The 15,614-nt window shown below is 64.8% G+C and carries 13 protein-coding genes; 11 read left to right on the plus strand and 2 right to left on the minus strand.

What is annotated here, in order from left to right; translation table 11 throughout:
* Window positions 1-12: 12 nt before the first annotated feature.
* From F623_RS0111115 to F623_RS0111150, 8 genes are all read left to right on the plus strand, one after another.
* Window positions 13-987, plus strand: coding sequence for a PstS family phosphate ABC transporter substrate-binding protein (locus tag F623_RS0111115; protein WP_018861651.1), 975 nt, complete (start codon window positions 13-15; stop codon window positions 985-987).
* A gap of 208 nt (window positions 988-1,195) precedes the next feature.
* On the plus strand, window positions 1,196-3,466 hold the full coding sequence (locus F623_RS0111120) for an ABC transporter permease subunit (protein WP_018861652.1): 2,271 nt from the start codon (window positions 1,196-1,198) through the stop codon (window positions 3,464-3,466).
* A 10-nt stretch (window positions 3,467-3,476) separates the two neighbouring features.
* A complete protein-coding gene (pstA, locus tag F623_RS0111125; protein ID WP_018861653.1) occupies window positions 3,477-5,144 on the plus strand; it encodes a phosphate ABC transporter permease PstA in 1,668 nt (555 codons plus the stop codon).
* 112 nt (window positions 5,145-5,256) lie between these two features.
* Window positions 5,257-6,087 carry a phosphate ABC transporter ATP-binding protein PstB gene (gene pstB / locus F623_RS0111130; RefSeq protein ID WP_018861654.1) on the plus strand — a complete coding sequence of 277 codons (831 nt, stop codon included), beginning with the start codon at window positions 5,257-5,259 and terminating at the stop codon, window positions 6,085-6,087.
* 26 nt (window positions 6,088-6,113) lie between these two features.
* Entirely contained in the window at window positions 6,114-6,836 is a 723-nt protein-coding gene (gene phoU, locus F623_RS0111135) for a phosphate signaling complex protein PhoU (protein WP_018861655.1), read from the plus strand.
* Between the two features lie 91 nt (window positions 6,837-6,927).
* Window positions 6,928-7,494, plus strand: a complete 567-nt coding sequence (locus F623_RS0111140) for a hypothetical protein (protein ID WP_018861656.1) — start codon at window positions 6,928-6,930, stop codon at window positions 7,492-7,494.
* 61 nt (window positions 7,495-7,555) lie between these two features.
* On the plus strand, window positions 7,556-7,999 hold the full coding sequence (locus tag F623_RS0111145) for a glutathione S-transferase N-terminal domain-containing protein (RefSeq protein WP_018861657.1): 444 nt from the start codon (window positions 7,556-7,558) through the stop codon (window positions 7,997-7,999).
* A 94-nt stretch (window positions 8,000-8,093) separates the two neighbouring features.
* Entirely contained in the window at window positions 8,094-8,963 is an 870-nt protein-coding gene (locus F623_RS0111150) for an amidohydrolase family protein (protein WP_026278685.1), read from the plus strand.
* Between the two features lie 63 nt (window positions 8,964-9,026).
* On the opposite strand, the gene F623_RS0111155 is transcribed toward F623_RS0111150, so the two are convergent.
* Complete coding sequence (locus F623_RS0111155) at window positions 9,027-10,937, minus strand: methyl-accepting chemotaxis protein (RefSeq protein WP_018868569.1); 1,911 nt, start codon at window positions 10,935-10,937, stop codon at window positions 9,027-9,029.
* A gap of 132 nt (window positions 10,938-11,069) precedes the next feature.
* The gene (locus tag F623_RS0111160) at window positions 11,070-12,599 is read right to left on the minus strand and encodes a DASS family sodium-coupled anion symporter (protein WP_018861660.1); all 1,530 of its coding nucleotides are present in this window, start codon (window positions 12,597-12,599) and stop codon (window positions 11,070-11,072) included.
* A gap of 157 nt (window positions 12,600-12,756) precedes the next feature.
* Here F623_RS0111160 and F623_RS0111165 point away from each other — a divergent pair, with 157 nt between their 5' ends.
* From F623_RS0111165 to argF, 3 genes are all read left to right on the plus strand, one after another.
* Window positions 12,757-13,338 (plus strand): superoxide dismutase, encoded by a 582-nt coding sequence (locus tag F623_RS0111165; RefSeq protein ID WP_018861661.1) that lies wholly within the window; start codon window positions 12,757-12,759, stop codon window positions 13,336-13,338.
* Window positions 13,339-13,432: 94 nt separating this feature from the next.
* Entirely contained in the window at window positions 13,433-14,629 is a 1,197-nt protein-coding gene (locus tag F623_RS0111170; protein ID WP_018861662.1) for an acetylornithine transaminase, read from the plus strand.
* Window positions 14,626-15,540 carry an ornithine carbamoyltransferase gene (gene argF / locus F623_RS0111175; protein WP_018861663.1) on the plus strand — a complete coding sequence of 305 codons (915 nt, stop codon included), beginning with the start codon at window positions 14,626-14,628 and terminating at the stop codon, window positions 15,538-15,540. The genes F623_RS0111170 and argF overlap by 4 nt, the downstream gene beginning before the upstream one ends.
* The last annotated feature ends 74 nt before the right edge of the window (window positions 15,541-15,614 follow it).

The raw sequence follows: 15,614 nt of genomic DNA on the forward strand, positions 1-15,614 counted from the left end.
GGGGAGATTCCCATGTTGTTGAAGCGCAGCATTCTGGCCCTGGCCACCGCCACTGCACTGGCCGTTACGCCGTTTACCGCCTCCGCCGAAGTCGATGCCGACATCCCGGCCTACGAGGCGGTTTCCGGGATTTCCGGCAACCTGTCAAGCATCGGCTCCGACACCCTGAACAACCTGATGACGCTGTGGGCCGAGGAGTTCCAGAATTTCTACCCGAACGTCAACGTCCAGATCCAGGGCGCCGGCACCTCCACAGCACCGCCGGCCCTGACCGAGGGCACCGCCGACTTCGGCCCGATGTCGCGCATGCCGCGTGACAGCGAACACGCCGAGTTCGAGCAGCGCCACGGCTACGAGATGACCGCCGTCCCGGTCGCGATCGACACCATCGCCGTGTACGTGAATCGCGACAACCCGATCGAGGGCCTGACGCTCGAGCAGACCGACGCGATCTTCTCCTCCACCCGTCGCTGCGGTGGCGCCGAGGACATCACCCGCTGGGGCCAAGTCGGCCTGGACGGTTCCTGGAACAACCGCGACATCACGCTCTACAGCCGTAACGCGGTCTCCGGCACCTATGGCTTCTTCCGCCAGCACGCCCTGTGCGACGGTGACTTCAAGGATTCGGTCAACGAACAGCCCGGTTCCGCCTCCGTGGTCCAGGGTGTCTCCGAATCGCTGAACGGCATCGGCTACTCCGGCATCGGCTACATGACCTCCGGCGTGCGCGCCGTCCCGCTGGGTCAAAACGAAGGCGAGTACTACGAACCGAACGCCGAAAATGCCTCCACCGGCGATTACCCGCTGGCCCGCTTCCTGTACGTGATGGTCAACAAGCACCCGGAAGACGGTCTGACCCCACGCGCGGCCGAGTTCCTGAAGATGGTGCTGTCGAAGGAAGGCCAGGAAGTCGTGGTGCGTGACGGGTTCATCCCGCTACCGGCCGCCGTGGCCGAACGCGAGCGCAAGAACCTCGGCCTGGAATAATCCAGGTGGCGGGCCGGCCATCTACGGATGGCCCGAACCGGGTTCCTCGCGGGGCCCGGTTTTCTTGTGTCCGCCTCATGCAGTCCGCCTGCTCGACCCGCAATACAGCGTTCAACGGTCCGTCACATGGCTGTCACGTTTCTGTCACGAAGCGGCCGTAGCATGCCGGCCAGTTCCATCCTACACCTGCCGCATCAGGGGACCCTGAATGTCCAGCCTCACCGCTACCACGACGCTCGGGCGCTTCCAGCGCTGGCGCCGCGCCAAGGACCGTACCGCCCGTTATACCATCGGCTTTTTCGGTGTGGCCGTGATTGGCGCCCTGACCCTGATGTTCGTGTACCTGGCCAGCGAGACGCTGCCCATGTTCCAGGGGGCGACGCTGGAGCCACGCACCGAATACGCGGCCCCTGGCGGCGCCGACACCCGGACCATCCACCTCGCCGTGAACCGCCATCGCGAGATGGCGGTGCGCCTGACCGAGGACCGGCGCGCTCTGTTCTTCCGCCCCTACAGCGGCGAGATCGTGAAAGAACAGTCACTGCCGATCCCCGAGGATGCGAAGGTCACCACCTTCAGCGCCGCCGAGCCACGCACGCGCCTGGTGGCCGCGGGCCTGGACAACGGGCAGGTACTTGCCATCGAGTACGAATACAACGAGCGCTTCAGCCCCGAAGGCCGTCTGTACGACCCGGCGCTGGTCTACCCGCTAGGAGATGAAGACTCCGCGCTGCTGGATGTGGATGACGACGGCCGCGCGATTTCGGTGGTTGGCGTGCAGCGTGGCTCCAGCGGCATCCGCGTCGCCGCCGCGACGGAAGATGGCGATCTGAAGCTGGTGCGCTTCGAGAAACGCACCTCGATGATGACCGGCGAAACCGAGGTCCAACGGTCGGCCTACGACCTGCCCTCACTCCCGGATGGCGCAACGCCGACCCGCATCCTGCTCGATATCACGGGCCGCCACATGCTGGTGGGCGACGATCAGGGGCAGCTGCACTTCTTCGACATCAACAACCCCGCCCGCGCCAGCCTGGTCGACAGCAAGCGTGTGATCGGCGGCGACGCGGCCGAGGTGACCTCGCTGGAATATCTGCTGGGCACGGTATCCATCATCGTCGGTGGGTCCGACGGGACGGTCACGCAGTACATGCTGGTGCGCGACGACGACAACGTAAACCGCATCACCCGCGTCCGCGATTTCCCGTCGCATGCCGGTTCGATCCGCAACATCCAGCCGGAGTACATCCGCAAGGGCTTCCTGACCGCCGACGACCGCGGCGAGGTCAAGGTCCACTACTCCACCTCGCAGCGGACCCTGATCGAACGCCAGATCACCGACCAGCCGCTGCACCGGGTTTATGTCGACCCGCGCAACCGCCTGCTGATCGGCATCGACGACCATGAGACCTGGCACCTGCAGGACCTGTCCAACCCGCACCCGGAGGTCTCCTTCCACGTGCTGTGGCAGAAGGTCTGGTACGAGGGCCGCTCCGGGGGTGACTACGTCTGGCAGTCGTCCTCGGCCACCGACGAGTTCGAACCGAAGTTCTCGCTGGTACCCCTCACCATCGGCACCATCAAGGCCGCGTTCTACGCAATGCTGTTCGCCACTCCGCTGGCAATCATGGGCGCGATCTACAGCGCCTATTTCATGTCGCGGCGCATGCGCAGCATCACCAAGCCCTCGATCGAGCTGATGGAGGCGCTGCCGACGGTCATCCTCGGCTTCCTGGCCGGATTGTGGCTGGCCCCGTTCATCGAGGCCAATCTGCCGGCGATCGCCAGCATCCTGATCCTGATGCCGCTGGGGATGCTGGTCGCTGCGTTCCTATGGACCCGTGTGCTGCCAGAGAATCTGCGCAATCTCGTGCCAGCCGGCTGGGAGGCCGCCATCCTGATCCCGGTGATCCTGGCCATCGGCTGGCTCTCCGTCTCCATGAGCCCGTTGATCGAGGTCTGGATGTTCGGTGGCGATGCCCGCCAGTGGCTGACCAACCAGGGCATCACCTACGACCAGCGCAACGCGCTCGTCATCGGCATCGCGATGGGCTTCGCCGTAATCCCGACCATCTACTCGATCTCCGAGGACGCGGTCTTCAATGTGCCCAGGCACCTGACCCAGGGCTCGCTGGCGCTGGGCGCGACGCCATGGCAGACGGTCGTGCGCGTGGTGCTACTGACCGCCAGCCCCGGGATCTTCTCCGCAGTGATGATCGGCTTCGGCCGCGCGGTGGGCGAGACCATGATCGTACTGATGGCGACCGGCAACTCGCCGGTGGTCAACTTCAACATCTTCGAGGGCATGCGCACGCTCTCCGCGAATATCGCGGTGGAGATGCCGGAGGCCGCCGTCGGCAGCACCCACTTCCGCATCCTGTTCCTGGCCGCACTGGTCCTGTTCGCGCTGACCTTTGCGGTGAACACGGTCGCCGAGATCGTGCGCCAGCGGCTGCGCCAGAAATACAGCTCCCTTTGAGGCATACCCGATGAATCGTTGGTTCAAATCCGGCACCCCGTGGATCTGGCTGAATGCCGGAGCAGTCGCGGCCTCGCTGGTGATGGTCTTCGGCCTGATCCTGATGATCGCCGTGAACGGCCTCTCCTTCTTCTGGCCCTCCGAGGTTATCGAATTCGAATACCAGACCGAGCAGGACGCCGAGCCCCGACGCATCATGGGCGAGCTGCAGCGCTCGGAGACGATGACCGCCCAGGCGATGCGCGATGCCGGTTTTGACGTCGCCGAAGGTCAGGACATCGTGGTCCGCCATCTGATCAAGCGCGGCAACCGCGACCTCGACAGCCGCGACTTCCAGTGGTACCTGGACGACTTCATGTCCGAGTGGGAGCGCCCGCACGACGCGGTGGTGCTGGAACGCCTGCAATGGGGCGACTTCTACGGCTACATCCGCGAATACCGAGAGGACGGCGAGACGGTCGCCGAGGGTGAGCAGGCGCGCACCGCGTTCGAGGCACGCATGCCGCAGACCCGCGAGCTGGCCCAGCAGATCGAGCGCATCGAGCGCATCGAGATCGGCCGGGTGAACTTCGATCTGGAGCGGCTGCGCATCGCCCAACGTGGCGTCGAGCGGGCCACCGACCTGTCGCCCGAAGAACGCGGCCAGCGCCAGGAGGAACTGGACGCCGAACGCGCGGAGCTGGACGCCCGCTACGCCGAACTCGAGGCCGAACGCAACGCCCTGCGTGACGAACTGGGCCGCTTTGCGATCGTGCTGGAGACCGCCGACGGGCAACACGCGACGATCCCGCTCTCGCGCATCGTGAACGCCTGGTGGCCGAACGACATGAGCGTGCCAGCCAAGCTGCGCCACTATGTCGTCGCATTCTGGGACTTCATGACCGGCTACCCGCGCGAGGCTAACACCGAGGGCGGCATCCTGCCGGCGATCTTCGGCACCGTGCTGATGGTCATCCTGATGTCCATCGTCGTCACCCCGTTCGGCGTGCTCGCCGCGATCTACCTGCGCGAATACGCGAAGCAGGGACCGCTGGTGCGCACCATCCGTATCTCGGTCAACAACCTCGCCGGGGTTCCGTCCATCGTATTCGGGGTGTTCGGCCTCGGGTTCTTCGTCTACCTGATCGGCGGCAACATCGACCAGATCTTCTTCCGCGATGCCCTGCCCTCGCCGACCTTCGGCTCGCCCGCGATCATCTGGGCCTCGCTGACGCTCGCGCTGCTGACGCTGCCGGTGGTGATCGTCTCCACCGAGGAGGGCCTGACCCGTATCGGCGCCAGCATCCGCCACGGCTCGCTGGCACTGGGCGCGACCAAGGCCGAGACCCTGTGGCGCCTGATCGTGCCGCTGTCGGCCCCGGCGATGATGACCGGCCTGATCCTGGCCGTAGCCCGGGCCGCCGGCGAAGTGGCCCCGCTGATGCTGGTGGGCGTGGTCAAGCTGGCCCCGACCCTGCCGCTGGACGGCAACTTCCCCTATCTGCACCTGGACCGCGCGTTCATGCACCTGGGCTTTCACATCTTCGACGTCGGCTTCCAGAGCCCGAACGTCGAGGCTGGCCGCCCGCTGGTCTACGCCACCGCCCTGGTGCTGGTGCTGCTGATCATCGTGCTCAACCTGACCGCGATCTCGATCCGCAATTACCTGCGCGAGAAATACCGCGCCGACAGCGATTGAGGTCCGTCATGCGCAGACTTTCAAGCCCAGCAGCGACGCAGTCAGTCCCGGAAGGCCCCTGGAGGCCTTTTGGCGGCCCGCGCCGAACCGAATTCCCGATGGAGTACCCGAGATGAGTGACACCGCTACCCACGCCGTCAACATGACGCAAGGCGACCGACCCGACCGCGGCCTGCGGCTCTCCAGTGAGGAGATCTGCCTGACCGCCGAGGACCTGAAGCTGTTCTACGACAAGGATCAGGCCCTGAAGGGCATCGACATCCAGATCCCGAAGAACCGGATCACGGCGTTCATCGGCCCCTCCGGCTGCGGAAAATCGACGTTCCTGCGCTGCTTCAACCGCATGAACGACCTGATCGATGCCGCCCGCATCGAGGGGACGATCCGGCTCGACGGCGACGACATCTACGAAAAAGCCGTGGATGTGCCGGAGCTGCGCCGCCGCGTCGGCATGGTGTTCCAGAAGCCGAATCCGTTCCCGAAGTCCATCTACGAGAACGTCGCCTACGGCCTGCGCCTGCAGGGTGTGAAGAACCGGCGGCGACTGGACGAGGTGGTGGAGAAGTCGCTCAAGCGCGCGGCGCTGTGGGACGAGGTGAAGGATCGCCTGCACGAGAACGCCTTCGGCCTGTCCGGCGGTCAGCAGCAGCGCCTGGTGATCGCCCGAGCGATCGCGATCGACCCCGAGGTCCTGCTGCTGGACGAGCCCTGCTCCGCGCTGGACCCTCTGGCCACGCTGAAGATCGAGGAGCTGATGATCGAGCTGAAGAAGGACTACACGCTGGTCATCGTTACGCACAACATGCAGCAGGCCGCGCGCGTGTCCGATTACACCGCCTTCATGTACATGGGCGAGCTGATCGAATACGCCGACACCGACACCCTGTTCACCTCGCCTGCCAGAAAGCAGACCGAGGATTACATCACTGGCCGCTTCGGTTAGGCCATTTCGGATCAGGAGTCCGGATCATGGACAAGAGTTTCTTCAAACAGCACATCTCCCAGCAGTTCAATGCCGAGCTGGAGGACATCATCAAGAAGGTGATGACCATGGGGGGCCTGGTCGAGCAGCAGCTCGGCGACGCGGTGACCGCGATGGTCGAGGGCGACACCGCGCTGGCGGAAACCGTGATGACCTCCGACTACAAGGTCAACGCGCTCGAGGTCGAGATCGACGAGGAATGCACCCATATCCTCGCCCGGCGCCAGCCCACGGCCTCCGACCTGCGCCTGGTGATTGCGGTCATCAAGACCATCACCGACCTGGAACGCATGGGCGATGAGGCCGAGCGTGTGGGTCGTATGGGTCTGCAACTGCAGGAATCCGATCGCCGCGAAGCGCCGATGGACGAGATTGCAAAGATGGGCCAACTCGTGCGCGAGATGACGCGCGGCGTGCTGGATGCCTTCGCGCGCATGGACACCGAGCAGGCGGTTCGAGTCGCGCAGCAGGACATCCAGATCGACAGCCTGTACGAGGCCATCACGCACAAGCTGATGAAACAGATGACCGCCTCCCCCGATGCCGTGCCACGCCTGATGGACATCGTCTGGGCGACCCGCGCGCTGGAACGCATCGGGGACCGCGCGCGCAACATCTGCGAGTACGTGGTGTACTTCGTGAAGGGCAAGAACGTCCGTCACACCAGTTACGATCAGATGGCGGCCGAAGCCACGGGGGATCGTCACTAGGAAAGCGACAAACTCGGCCCGAGTAGACAACGACCGGGCAGTCAGGCTCAAAATAGGGTTCAGCACACTCATGCCCGGACCGTGCAACCCGATGCCGCGCTTCCTCTCCACGTTGTTTGCCCTTGCCAGCCTGCCCCTGTTCATGGCCGTTGGAACTGCTTGGGGTGCGGACGAAATCGAAGAGGCCGCTCCCTCTTCCGAGGTGGTGGACCTGCTCGAGCAGGACGAACTCCCCAATGGCGTCGCATTCGAGATTGTCGAGAATGACCGTGCGGCCCTGAGCGCCCTGCTGCCCGAAATTCAAGCGAACATCTGGGTGCTGCGCCAGCGCGAACCGGAGTTGCCGATCGCGGTCGTCACCCACGGGGCCGAGCAGTTCACCCTCACCCGTGCCGAAGCGGTCGCACATGGCTCGCTTCACGCCGAGATCGAGTCACTGGTGATGGATGACGGGGTCAACGTCGTGGTCTGCGGGACCTTCGCCGGCTGGCGCGATCTCGAACCCGATGCGTTCCCCGAACATGTCGAGGTGGCCACGGCCGCACCGGACCGGCTGGAGGAGCTGGAGGCCGCCGGCTACACCCTGATCCGCCTGCGCCCGTCCCTGCTGGATACCCCGGCGGAAGACCCCTGGGAGTTCGACTTCGGCCAGCCCTGACGTGCGCACGCCCGATGCGGCCTCTGTCACCCGTCAGGGGGCTTGTGGCATCCTTTCGCGCATGCGATTTCTGATCCGATGGTTTTTTCGTGGCGTACGCCTGATCCTCACCCCATTCATGCTGATTGGCGAGCGCCTGTCGCGTCCGCGCGGCATCGAGCGCGACCCCGCCGACCAGGCCCGCGTTGACGAACAGACGCGGCAGCTCGCGCTTTATCATTTCCCGGCCTGCCCTTTCTGCATCCGGGCACGGCGCACCATGCAGCGCCTTTCCCTGAATATCGAACTGCGCAACGCCCAGGCGGCCGGCCCGCACCGCGAGGAACTGCAAACCGAGGGCGGCAAACTGCAGGTCCCCTGCCTGCGAATCGAGGAACCCGACGGCCAGGTGCGCTGGCTGTACGAGTCGGACGTGATCGGCGAATACCTGCGCGAGCGCTTCGACCCGAACCGCCAGGATGGCAACTCCAAGGATGCTGCGGTATCCGGTGACTCCCGCACCTGACGGTGACGCCCGGAAACTTGGGCCACGACTCCAGATCTGGCGGCACGACGCGGTATAAGATTGGGGTTCCGTACGTACCCTAGGATCCCACTGGATGGCTGCCCCGACCCGCTCTCAAATACTGCCCCGTCTTTTCATTCTGCCGGCCGCGACTCTATTGCTTGGCTCGCTGCTTGGCGCCGCCTCTGCCCAGGCACTTGAACCCCTGTTCGATGCCCACCTGCACTACCGCGACCGGCAGATGGAACACTTCCCGCCGGAGGCCGTCGCGCGCACGCTAGAGGAGAATTCGATCCAGTCCGCGATCGTGATGGCACCGCGCGCAAAGCTGATCGAGGCGCTGGAAACGGAGGTGGATGCACGGATCGTCCCGTTCCTCGAGATCTCCCAGCGTCTGGGGCGCAAGATGGACTGGATGTACGAGGACGGTCTGCGGGAACAGGTCGAGACCATACTCGACCGAAGCTGCATCCAGTGGCGCGGGATCGGGGAATTGCACATCCAGGCCGACGACCGCTTTGCCCACGGCTTCGAGGACCTGCTGGAACTGGCAGTCGAACGCGATTTGTGGATCGTGATCCATGGCGATCCGGCCGTGATCGACCATGCCTACGCCATCCAGCCCGAGGTACGCATCCTCTGGGCGCACGCCGGTTCCTACGCCTACCCGCCACTGGTGCGTGACTATCTGGACCGGCACCCCAACATGGTCATGGATGTCTCCATGCGCAATCCGCGCATCAACCCAGCCGGCATCATCGACGCCGACTGGTTCGAGCTGTTCCTCGACTATCCGGACCGCTTCCTGATCGGCAACGACACCTTCAGCCTGGCCCGCTGGGAGCACTTTACCGTGCTGAAGGACGGCACACGGGACTGGCTCGAACAACTGCCGCCCAACGTCCAGCGCATGATCGCCCGGGAGAACGGCGAGCGCCTGTTTCCGCCCGCCGAGAGCCGGTAACCCGGCCACAAAAAAGCCCGGGACCGTTTCCGGACCCGGGCTCAACGTCGGACGGCTCGAGGCTTACACCTTGAACTGCCCCACTCGCTGCTGCTGTTCGGAGGCCAGCTTGGACAGCTCCTCCGAGGCATTGCGGATCTGTTCCGATCCGGCCGCGGTCTGATCCAGCACCTCAGTCACGTTGGCGACGTTGCGGTTGATCTCCTCGGCCACCGTCGACTGCTCCTCGGCGGCACTGGCGATCTGCGTGTTCATGTCGCTGATGCGGGTGACCGACTGGGTGATCGCGGTCAGCGATTCGCCCGCCAGATTGACCTGCTCCACGCTCTGATGCGCCTTGGAACGGCCATCTTCCATCGCCTGCACCGCCTCGCGGGTACCGCTTTGCACCCGCTCGATCATCTGCTGGATCTCGTGGGTCGAGTCCTGCGTGCGACTGGCCAGGGTCCGGACTTCGTCGGCGACCACCGCGAAACCGCGACCCTGTTCGCCCGCACGCGCCGCCTCGATCGCCGCATTCAGCGCCAGCAGGTTGGTCTGGTCGGCGATGTCGCCGATCACTTCCAGGACCTTGTTGATCTCCTCGGCATCCTGCGACAGACGGCTGACCACGTCGGCAGCACCATCGACCTGCTGCGACAGCGCATTGATCGCGGCCACGGTGCGCTGCACCACCTGCTGACCCTCGTTGGCGTCCTGGTCGGTGTTCTGAGCCGCGGCGGCGGCGTCCGCCGCGTTGCGGGCCACCTCCTGCACCGTTGCCGTCATCTCGTTCATGGCCGTGGCCACCTGATCGATCTCCGACTTCTGCCGCCGCACCTGCTCGTTGGTTTGCTCGCTGGTGGCGGACAGCTCGTTCGCTGCCGCGGCAACCTGATCGCCACCGGCCGCAACCGTGGACACGAGGCCCCGGATCTTCGTGACGAAGTTGTTGAACGCCTCCGCCAGCTCTCCGAGTTCGTTCTTTCCAGAGACCTCCAGCGTACGGGTCAGGTCGCCCTCGCCTCCCGCGATATCGTTCAGGCGGGCCACCGTGCGGTTCAGGGGACGAACGATGCTGCGAGTCAGGAGCCAGGCCAGGAGCGCACCAAGCGCCACGGCAATCACGCCGACCGCAACCACGGTACCGGTCGCATTGCGTGCCATCACCACATATGCGCTACGGTCCACCATGACCTCAAGCACACCCACTACATCACCGGAGAAGTCTGTAACGGGACGCGCCACCACGGCCATGGGGGTACCTTCATAGGTCACGTTGCGCACCAACTCTTCGCCCTCCATGACCTCACGCATTTCGGCATCACTGAAGGTCGGATCACCACTGATCGTGCCGCGGAAACGGCTGAACGAACGGCCATCGCGCAGATAAAGCGCGACCGGCGAGTTCGTATCCGCAGTGAATTCCTCGAAGAAGGAGTCGCCGAACGACAGACCAAACTCCACCGAGCCGACGTGGTCGCCGTTGTGTTCGATGGGCACAACCCCGCGAATGCCGAGACCCGCCACGCCTTCCTCAAGCCCCGAGATCGGGGTGCGCTTCTCGTTGGTGTCGACCACCGTCTGGCGGAAATCGGACAGGTCGTCACCATAGTTGTCGGGCGAGTGCACGCGCAGGAACGACGTCGCCGGTGGGGTGTGGAACTGGTATTGATGCACCCCGTAGCGCTCGCTCAGCGATGCGAAACTCGGGACGGTCATCTCGGCCAGGCGCTCGCGATCGCCCGCCGCCATCGCCTCCTCAATGTCGGGGATCTTCGCCACGGTTTCCGCCATCGCAGTGGCCCGCGCGGCCTCCTGGTCCAGCCGGCCGACCAGCTGCGCGGCCAGATCAGTCAGCTCGCGCTGTTCGGCACGGTCGGCCATGGTGCCAAGGCTGTTCATCACGACCACGAGCGTCAGGATCACGGCCAGCAAGACGACCGCGATGATCCCGACCATCAGCCGGACCCCGATTCGGATGTTATCGAACATGTTGAAGACTCTCCCCAAGTTAAGGCGTTGCGGACTCGCGGCATCCTTGCTGCGGCTGTTCACCGACGATAGCGGCGGCGAAGCATAAAACTTGAGGGGCGTCACAGGAAGTCGAGCACCCGGGGAGATGGCCTACTGGCCCATCAGCATCATCTCGGCAAAGGCATATACAGCGAGGGTGACCATGGCAATCGCCACCAGCGAGAGCAGTGCTCCGCCGCGCACCATGTCCACCACCCGCAGTCGGTTGCTGGCGAACACGATGGCGTTCGGTGGCGTGGCGACCGGCAGCATAAAGGCCACGGAGGCCGCGAATGCCACCGGTAGCGCAAGAAGCACGACCGGTACTTCCATGCGCATGGCCAGCGCGGCCACCAGCGGTAGCAGCGTGGCGGCCGTGGCCGTATTGCTGGTCACATGCGACAACAGCATGGTCACCACGACGGCCCCGGCGATGATCAACAAGAGGGGCCACGTCTGTGCGGCACCGAATCCTTCTGCCGCCAGCTCCGCCAGGCCGCTCGCCTCGATGGCCGAACCCAGGCTGAGACCACCGCCGACCAACAGCAGGACGCCCCAGGGCAGCTCGCGCGTGTTGTCCCAGGCCAGAAGCCGGCGCTGCTCCTGCGCTCCGGAAGGCAGCAGAAACAGCAGCCCGGCCCCCAGGATGGCAATGCCGGCATCGGTCAGGTGGATCGGCAGGACATCTTCCAGGAAGGGGCGCGACAGCCACGCCAGCGCCACCAGCAGGAAGACGCTCGCCACGCGGTACTCGGCACGCGACCACGCCCCGATCTCGGCACGCCGTTCGTCCATCATCGCCCTCAGCCCTTCCAGACGCACACGATGAACCTGGAAGACCCAGCGTGTCAGCAACCACCAGGCCAGCAGCAGCAGACCGATGGCCAGTGGCAGGCCCAGCATCATCCACTGGACAAAGCCGATCTCGATCCCGTGCCGATCGCCCAGATAGGCGGCAGTCAGCGCATTCGGTGGAGAGCCAATGATGGTCGCCATACCCCCAATATTGGCGGCGAATGCGATGCCCAGCAGGAGCGCGAGCGCGGGCCGCCGTGAACCGGAGCCGGCACCGTTTCCCGCAATTTGCGTATCGCGCTCCACCAACGCCAGGACCGACAGGGCAATCGGCAGCATCAGCGCGGCGGTCGCCGTGTTGCTGACCCACATCGACAGGCCCGCGGTCGCCAGCATGAAGGCCCCAACAAGGAGATGCAGGCGATCACCAGCACGGCCGACGATCGAAAGAGCAATGCGCTGATGGAGCCCCCAGCGCTGCACCGCCAGCGCGATCGCAAAGCCCCCCATGAACAGAAAGATGATGGGATTGGCATAGGGCGCGGTGGCCTCGTCCATCGGCATCACGCCCAGCAGTGGCAGTAGTGCAATGGGCAAAAGTGCCGTCACGGGCAGCGGAAGGGCTTCGGTAATCCACCAGATGGCCATGAACAGGGTCAGGCCCAGCACCCACCAGGCCTCGCTTCCGATTCCCTCGGGAGGTGGAGCAAGCAGGAACGCCAGCATGACAAGCGGCCCCAGCACAAGCCCCACGCGGCCGCGCCAGCCGTACGCACTGCGAGGCGGGCTCCTGTCCGCTTCCGGGGTTTCGGCCGTGGTTTGTCGATCCGTATCGTGCGGGGGCATACCCTGGCTCCTTCACACTTCCGCCGACCGATAACCAAGCCACACCATCGGAAATTGCATCGCCCGGGCAACGTGACTATCGTTGACGGGTTTACTGGCATGGCCGCCAACGGTCGGCCAGCCGCAGTCTCGCATGTTTTTTTACAAGGAGTCTTTCATGGCCTACGAACTGCCCGATCTCCCCTATGCCAAGAACGCGCTGGAGCCGCACATCTCCGCCGAGACGCTGGAATACCATCACGACAAGCACCACGCGACCTACGTGACCAAGCTGAACGGCCTGCTGCCGGGCTCCGAGTTCGAGAATGCCTCGCTGGAGGACATCATCAAGAAGGCCCCGGCCGGCGGGATCTTCAACAATGGTGCCCAGGTCTGGAATCACACCTTCTATTTCAACTGCATGGGCCCGAACGGCGGCGGCGAGCCGTCCGGCAAGCTGGCTGACGCCATCAACAACGCGTTTGGCTCCTTTGATGCCTTCAAGGAGAAGTTCAACGAGGCCGCGGTCGGCAATTTTGGCTCCGGCTGGACCTGGCTGGTGCAAAATGGCGACGGTTCGGTCGAAATCGTCAACACCTCCAATGCGGCGAACCCGATGCGTGATGGCAAGACCCCGCTGCTGACCTGCGATGTCTGGGAGCATGCCTATTACATCGATTACCGCAATGCGCGTCCGAAGTATCTGGAGAATTTCTGGACCGTGGTGAACTGGGATTTCGTCGCCCAGCAGATGAAATAAGTCGCGCAAACGCGATCGGGTGCCGCCCAGGGCGGTACCCCGGGCAGAAGCCGGCGGCTCGCTCGCCGGCTTCTTCATTTGGGAGAAACTTACGATGACTGACGTCCTGCAGAACACTTACAGCCGTCTGCCGGTCGCCTTCGAACGGGGGGAAGGCGCCTGGCTCTGGGATACCGAGGGCAATCGCTACCTTGATGCCCTGTCCGGCATTGCGGTCTGCGGCCTTGGACACGCTCACCCGAAAGTGGCGCATGCGATCTGCGACCAGGCCCAGACGCTGGTACATACCTCGAACCTGTTCCGCATCCCCTTGCAAGAGCAGCTGGCGCGCCGGCTGTGTGCACTGTCCGACATGAACCAGGCCTTCTTCTGCAACTCTGGCGCAGAGGCCAACGAAGCGGCGATCAAGCTGGCTCGCCTGCATGCCCGCCGCCGGGGTGTCGAAAAGCCCAAGGTCATTGTGATGCATGGCAGCTTCCACGGCCGCACCCTTGCAACCCTGTCGGCCACCGGCAACGAAAAGATCCACGCCGGCTTCGAGCCTCTGGTGGAAGGGTTTGTGCACATACCCCATGGTGACGCCGACGCTGTCGAGGCCCTGGCGAACGATCCGGACGTGGTCGCCATCCTGGTGGAGCCCATCACCGGTGAAGGCGGCATCCACGTACCCCCGCCCGGATATCTGAGACGCCTGCGCGAGCTGGCCGACCAGTACGACTGGCTGCTGATGCTGGACGAAATCCAGGCCGGGATCGGCCGCACCGGACACTGGTTTGCATTCCAGCACGAAGGCATCACGCCCGACGTCGTGTCACTCGCCAAGGGTCTGGGTAACGGCATCCCGATCGGGGCCAACCTGGTGGCCGGCCGTGCGTCCGGACTGTTCACGCCAGGTACCCACGGCACCACCTTCGGCGGCAATCCGCTGGTCTGCCGGGCGGCCCTGGCCGTGCTCGATGTGATGCAGGACGAGGGCCTGTGCGAGGAGGCCGCACGTCAGGGCGAAACCCTGCGTCGGCGACTGGCCGACCGGCTGGAGGGCAAGGCCGGGGTGGTCGCCGTGCGCGGCCGAGGCCTGATGATCGGCGTCGAACTGGATCGCCCTGCCGGGTCCCTGGTCCAGGCGGCTTTGGCCGAGGGGCTGATCCTCAACGTGACGGCGCAGCGAGTGATCCGGCTACTCCCGCCACTCATTGTGGACGACGCCCAGGTCGAGCAGATCGCCAGCACCGTGGCCGCGCTGGTCGACTCGCTGCTCGCGTCCGAAGTATCCCAGGAGGCACAGGCATGAAACCCCGCCATTTCCTGTCGTTCAAAGACCTCTCCGCGGACGAGACGCGCGCCGTGCTGGCACGTGCCGTCGAACTGAAGCGCCAGACCCACGCGGGCGAGCACCACGACACCATCCTGCGCGGCAAGACGCTGGGGATGATCTTCGAGAAGTCCTCCACCCGGACGCGCGTCTCGTTCGAGGTCGGCATGCAGCAGTTGGGCGGCAACGCCCTGTTCCTCTCCCCCCGCGACACGCAGCTGGGCCGCGGGGAGCCGATCGAGGACACCGCCCGCGTTCTTTCGCGCATGATCGACTGCGTGATGATCCGCACTTACGAACACGAGAAGATTGAGTTGTTCGCCCAGCACTCCTCGGTCCCCGTGATCAACGGCCTGACCGACCGGGAGCACCCCGCGCAGCTCCTGGCCGACCTGCAGACCTACCTGGAGCACCGGGGCGATATCCGGGGCAAGCGCGTGGCCTGGATTGGCGATGGCAACAACATGTGCCACAGCTACATGTATGCGGCTCACCTGCTGGACTTTCAGCTGGTGGCGGCCTGTCCCGAGGGCTACGACCCGGAAGAGGATGTCGTAGAGGCCACGCGCGACCATTTCGAGCTCACGCGCGATGCGCGCGCGGCGGCCGAGGGCGCGGACCTCGTGGTCACCGATGTCTGGGCCAGCATGGGCCAGGAACAGGAGAAGAGTGCCCGCCGCCGGGCCTTTGCCGGGTTCTTCGTGGACGCCGACCTGATGCGTCTGGCCAACGACGACGCCCTGTTCATGCACTGCCTGCCCGCGCACCGCGAGGAAGAGGTCTCCACCGAAGTCCTCGAAGGCCCGCAAAGCGTGGTCTGGGACGAGGCGGAAAACCGCCTGCATGCACAGAAGGCCCTGATGGAATTCCTGCTGACCCGCGGCAGCTGATCCAGAGCCGGCCCCGTCACGAAACTGACATAATGCCCGCATACACTCCGGCCCCACATTCTGGCCGGAGTCAT

The sequence above is a fragment of the Thioalkalivibrio sp. ALD1 genome, from assembly GCF_000381245.1.
GTDB lineage: Bacteria > Pseudomonadota > Gammaproteobacteria > Ectothiorhodospirales > Ectothiorhodospiraceae > Thioalkalivibrio.

Bases quoted from the DNA above. Each gene is read 5' to 3' on its own strand.
- F623_RS0111115 (WP_018861651.1), top strand. From the start codon at position 13: ATGTTGTTGAAGCGCAGCATTCTGGCCCTGGCCACCGCCACTGCACTG.
- F623_RS0111120 (WP_018861652.1), top strand. From the start codon at position 1,196: ATGTCCAGCCTCACCGCTACCACGACGCTCGGGCGCTTCCAGCGCTGG.
- pstA (WP_018861653.1), top strand. From the start codon at position 3,477: ATGAATCGTTGGTTCAAATCCGGCACCCCGTGGATCTGGCTGAATGCC.
- pstB (WP_018861654.1), top strand. From the start codon at position 5,257: ATGAGTGACACCGCTACCCACGCCGTCAACATGACGCAAGGCGACCGA.
- phoU (WP_018861655.1), top strand. From the start codon at position 6,114: ATGGACAAGAGTTTCTTCAAACAGCACATCTCCCAGCAGTTCAATGCC.
- F623_RS0111140 (WP_018861656.1), top strand. From the start codon at position 6,928: ATGCCGCGCTTCCTCTCCACGTTGTTTGCCCTTGCCAGCCTGCCCCTG.
- F623_RS0111145 (WP_018861657.1), top strand. From the start codon at position 7,556: ATGCGATTTCTGATCCGATGGTTTTTTCGTGGCGTACGCCTGATCCTC.
- F623_RS0111150 (WP_026278685.1), top strand. From the start codon at position 8,094: ATGGCTGCCCCGACCCGCTCTCAAATACTGCCCCGTCTTTTCATTCTG.
- F623_RS0111155 (WP_018868569.1), bottom strand. From the start codon at position 10,937: ATGTTCGATAACATCCGAATCGGGGTCCGGCTGATGGTCGGGATCATC.
- F623_RS0111160 (WP_018861660.1), bottom strand. From the start codon at position 12,599: ATGCCCCCGCACGATACGGATCGACAAACCACGGCCGAAACCCCGGAA.
- F623_RS0111165 (WP_018861661.1), top strand. From the start codon at position 12,757: ATGGCCTACGAACTGCCCGATCTCCCCTATGCCAAGAACGCGCTGGAG.
- F623_RS0111170 (WP_018861662.1), top strand. From the start codon at position 13,433: ATGACTGACGTCCTGCAGAACACTTACAGCCGTCTGCCGGTCGCCTTC.
- argF (WP_018861663.1), top strand. From the start codon at position 14,626: ATGAAACCCCGCCATTTCCTGTCGTTCAAAGACCTCTCCGCGGACGAG.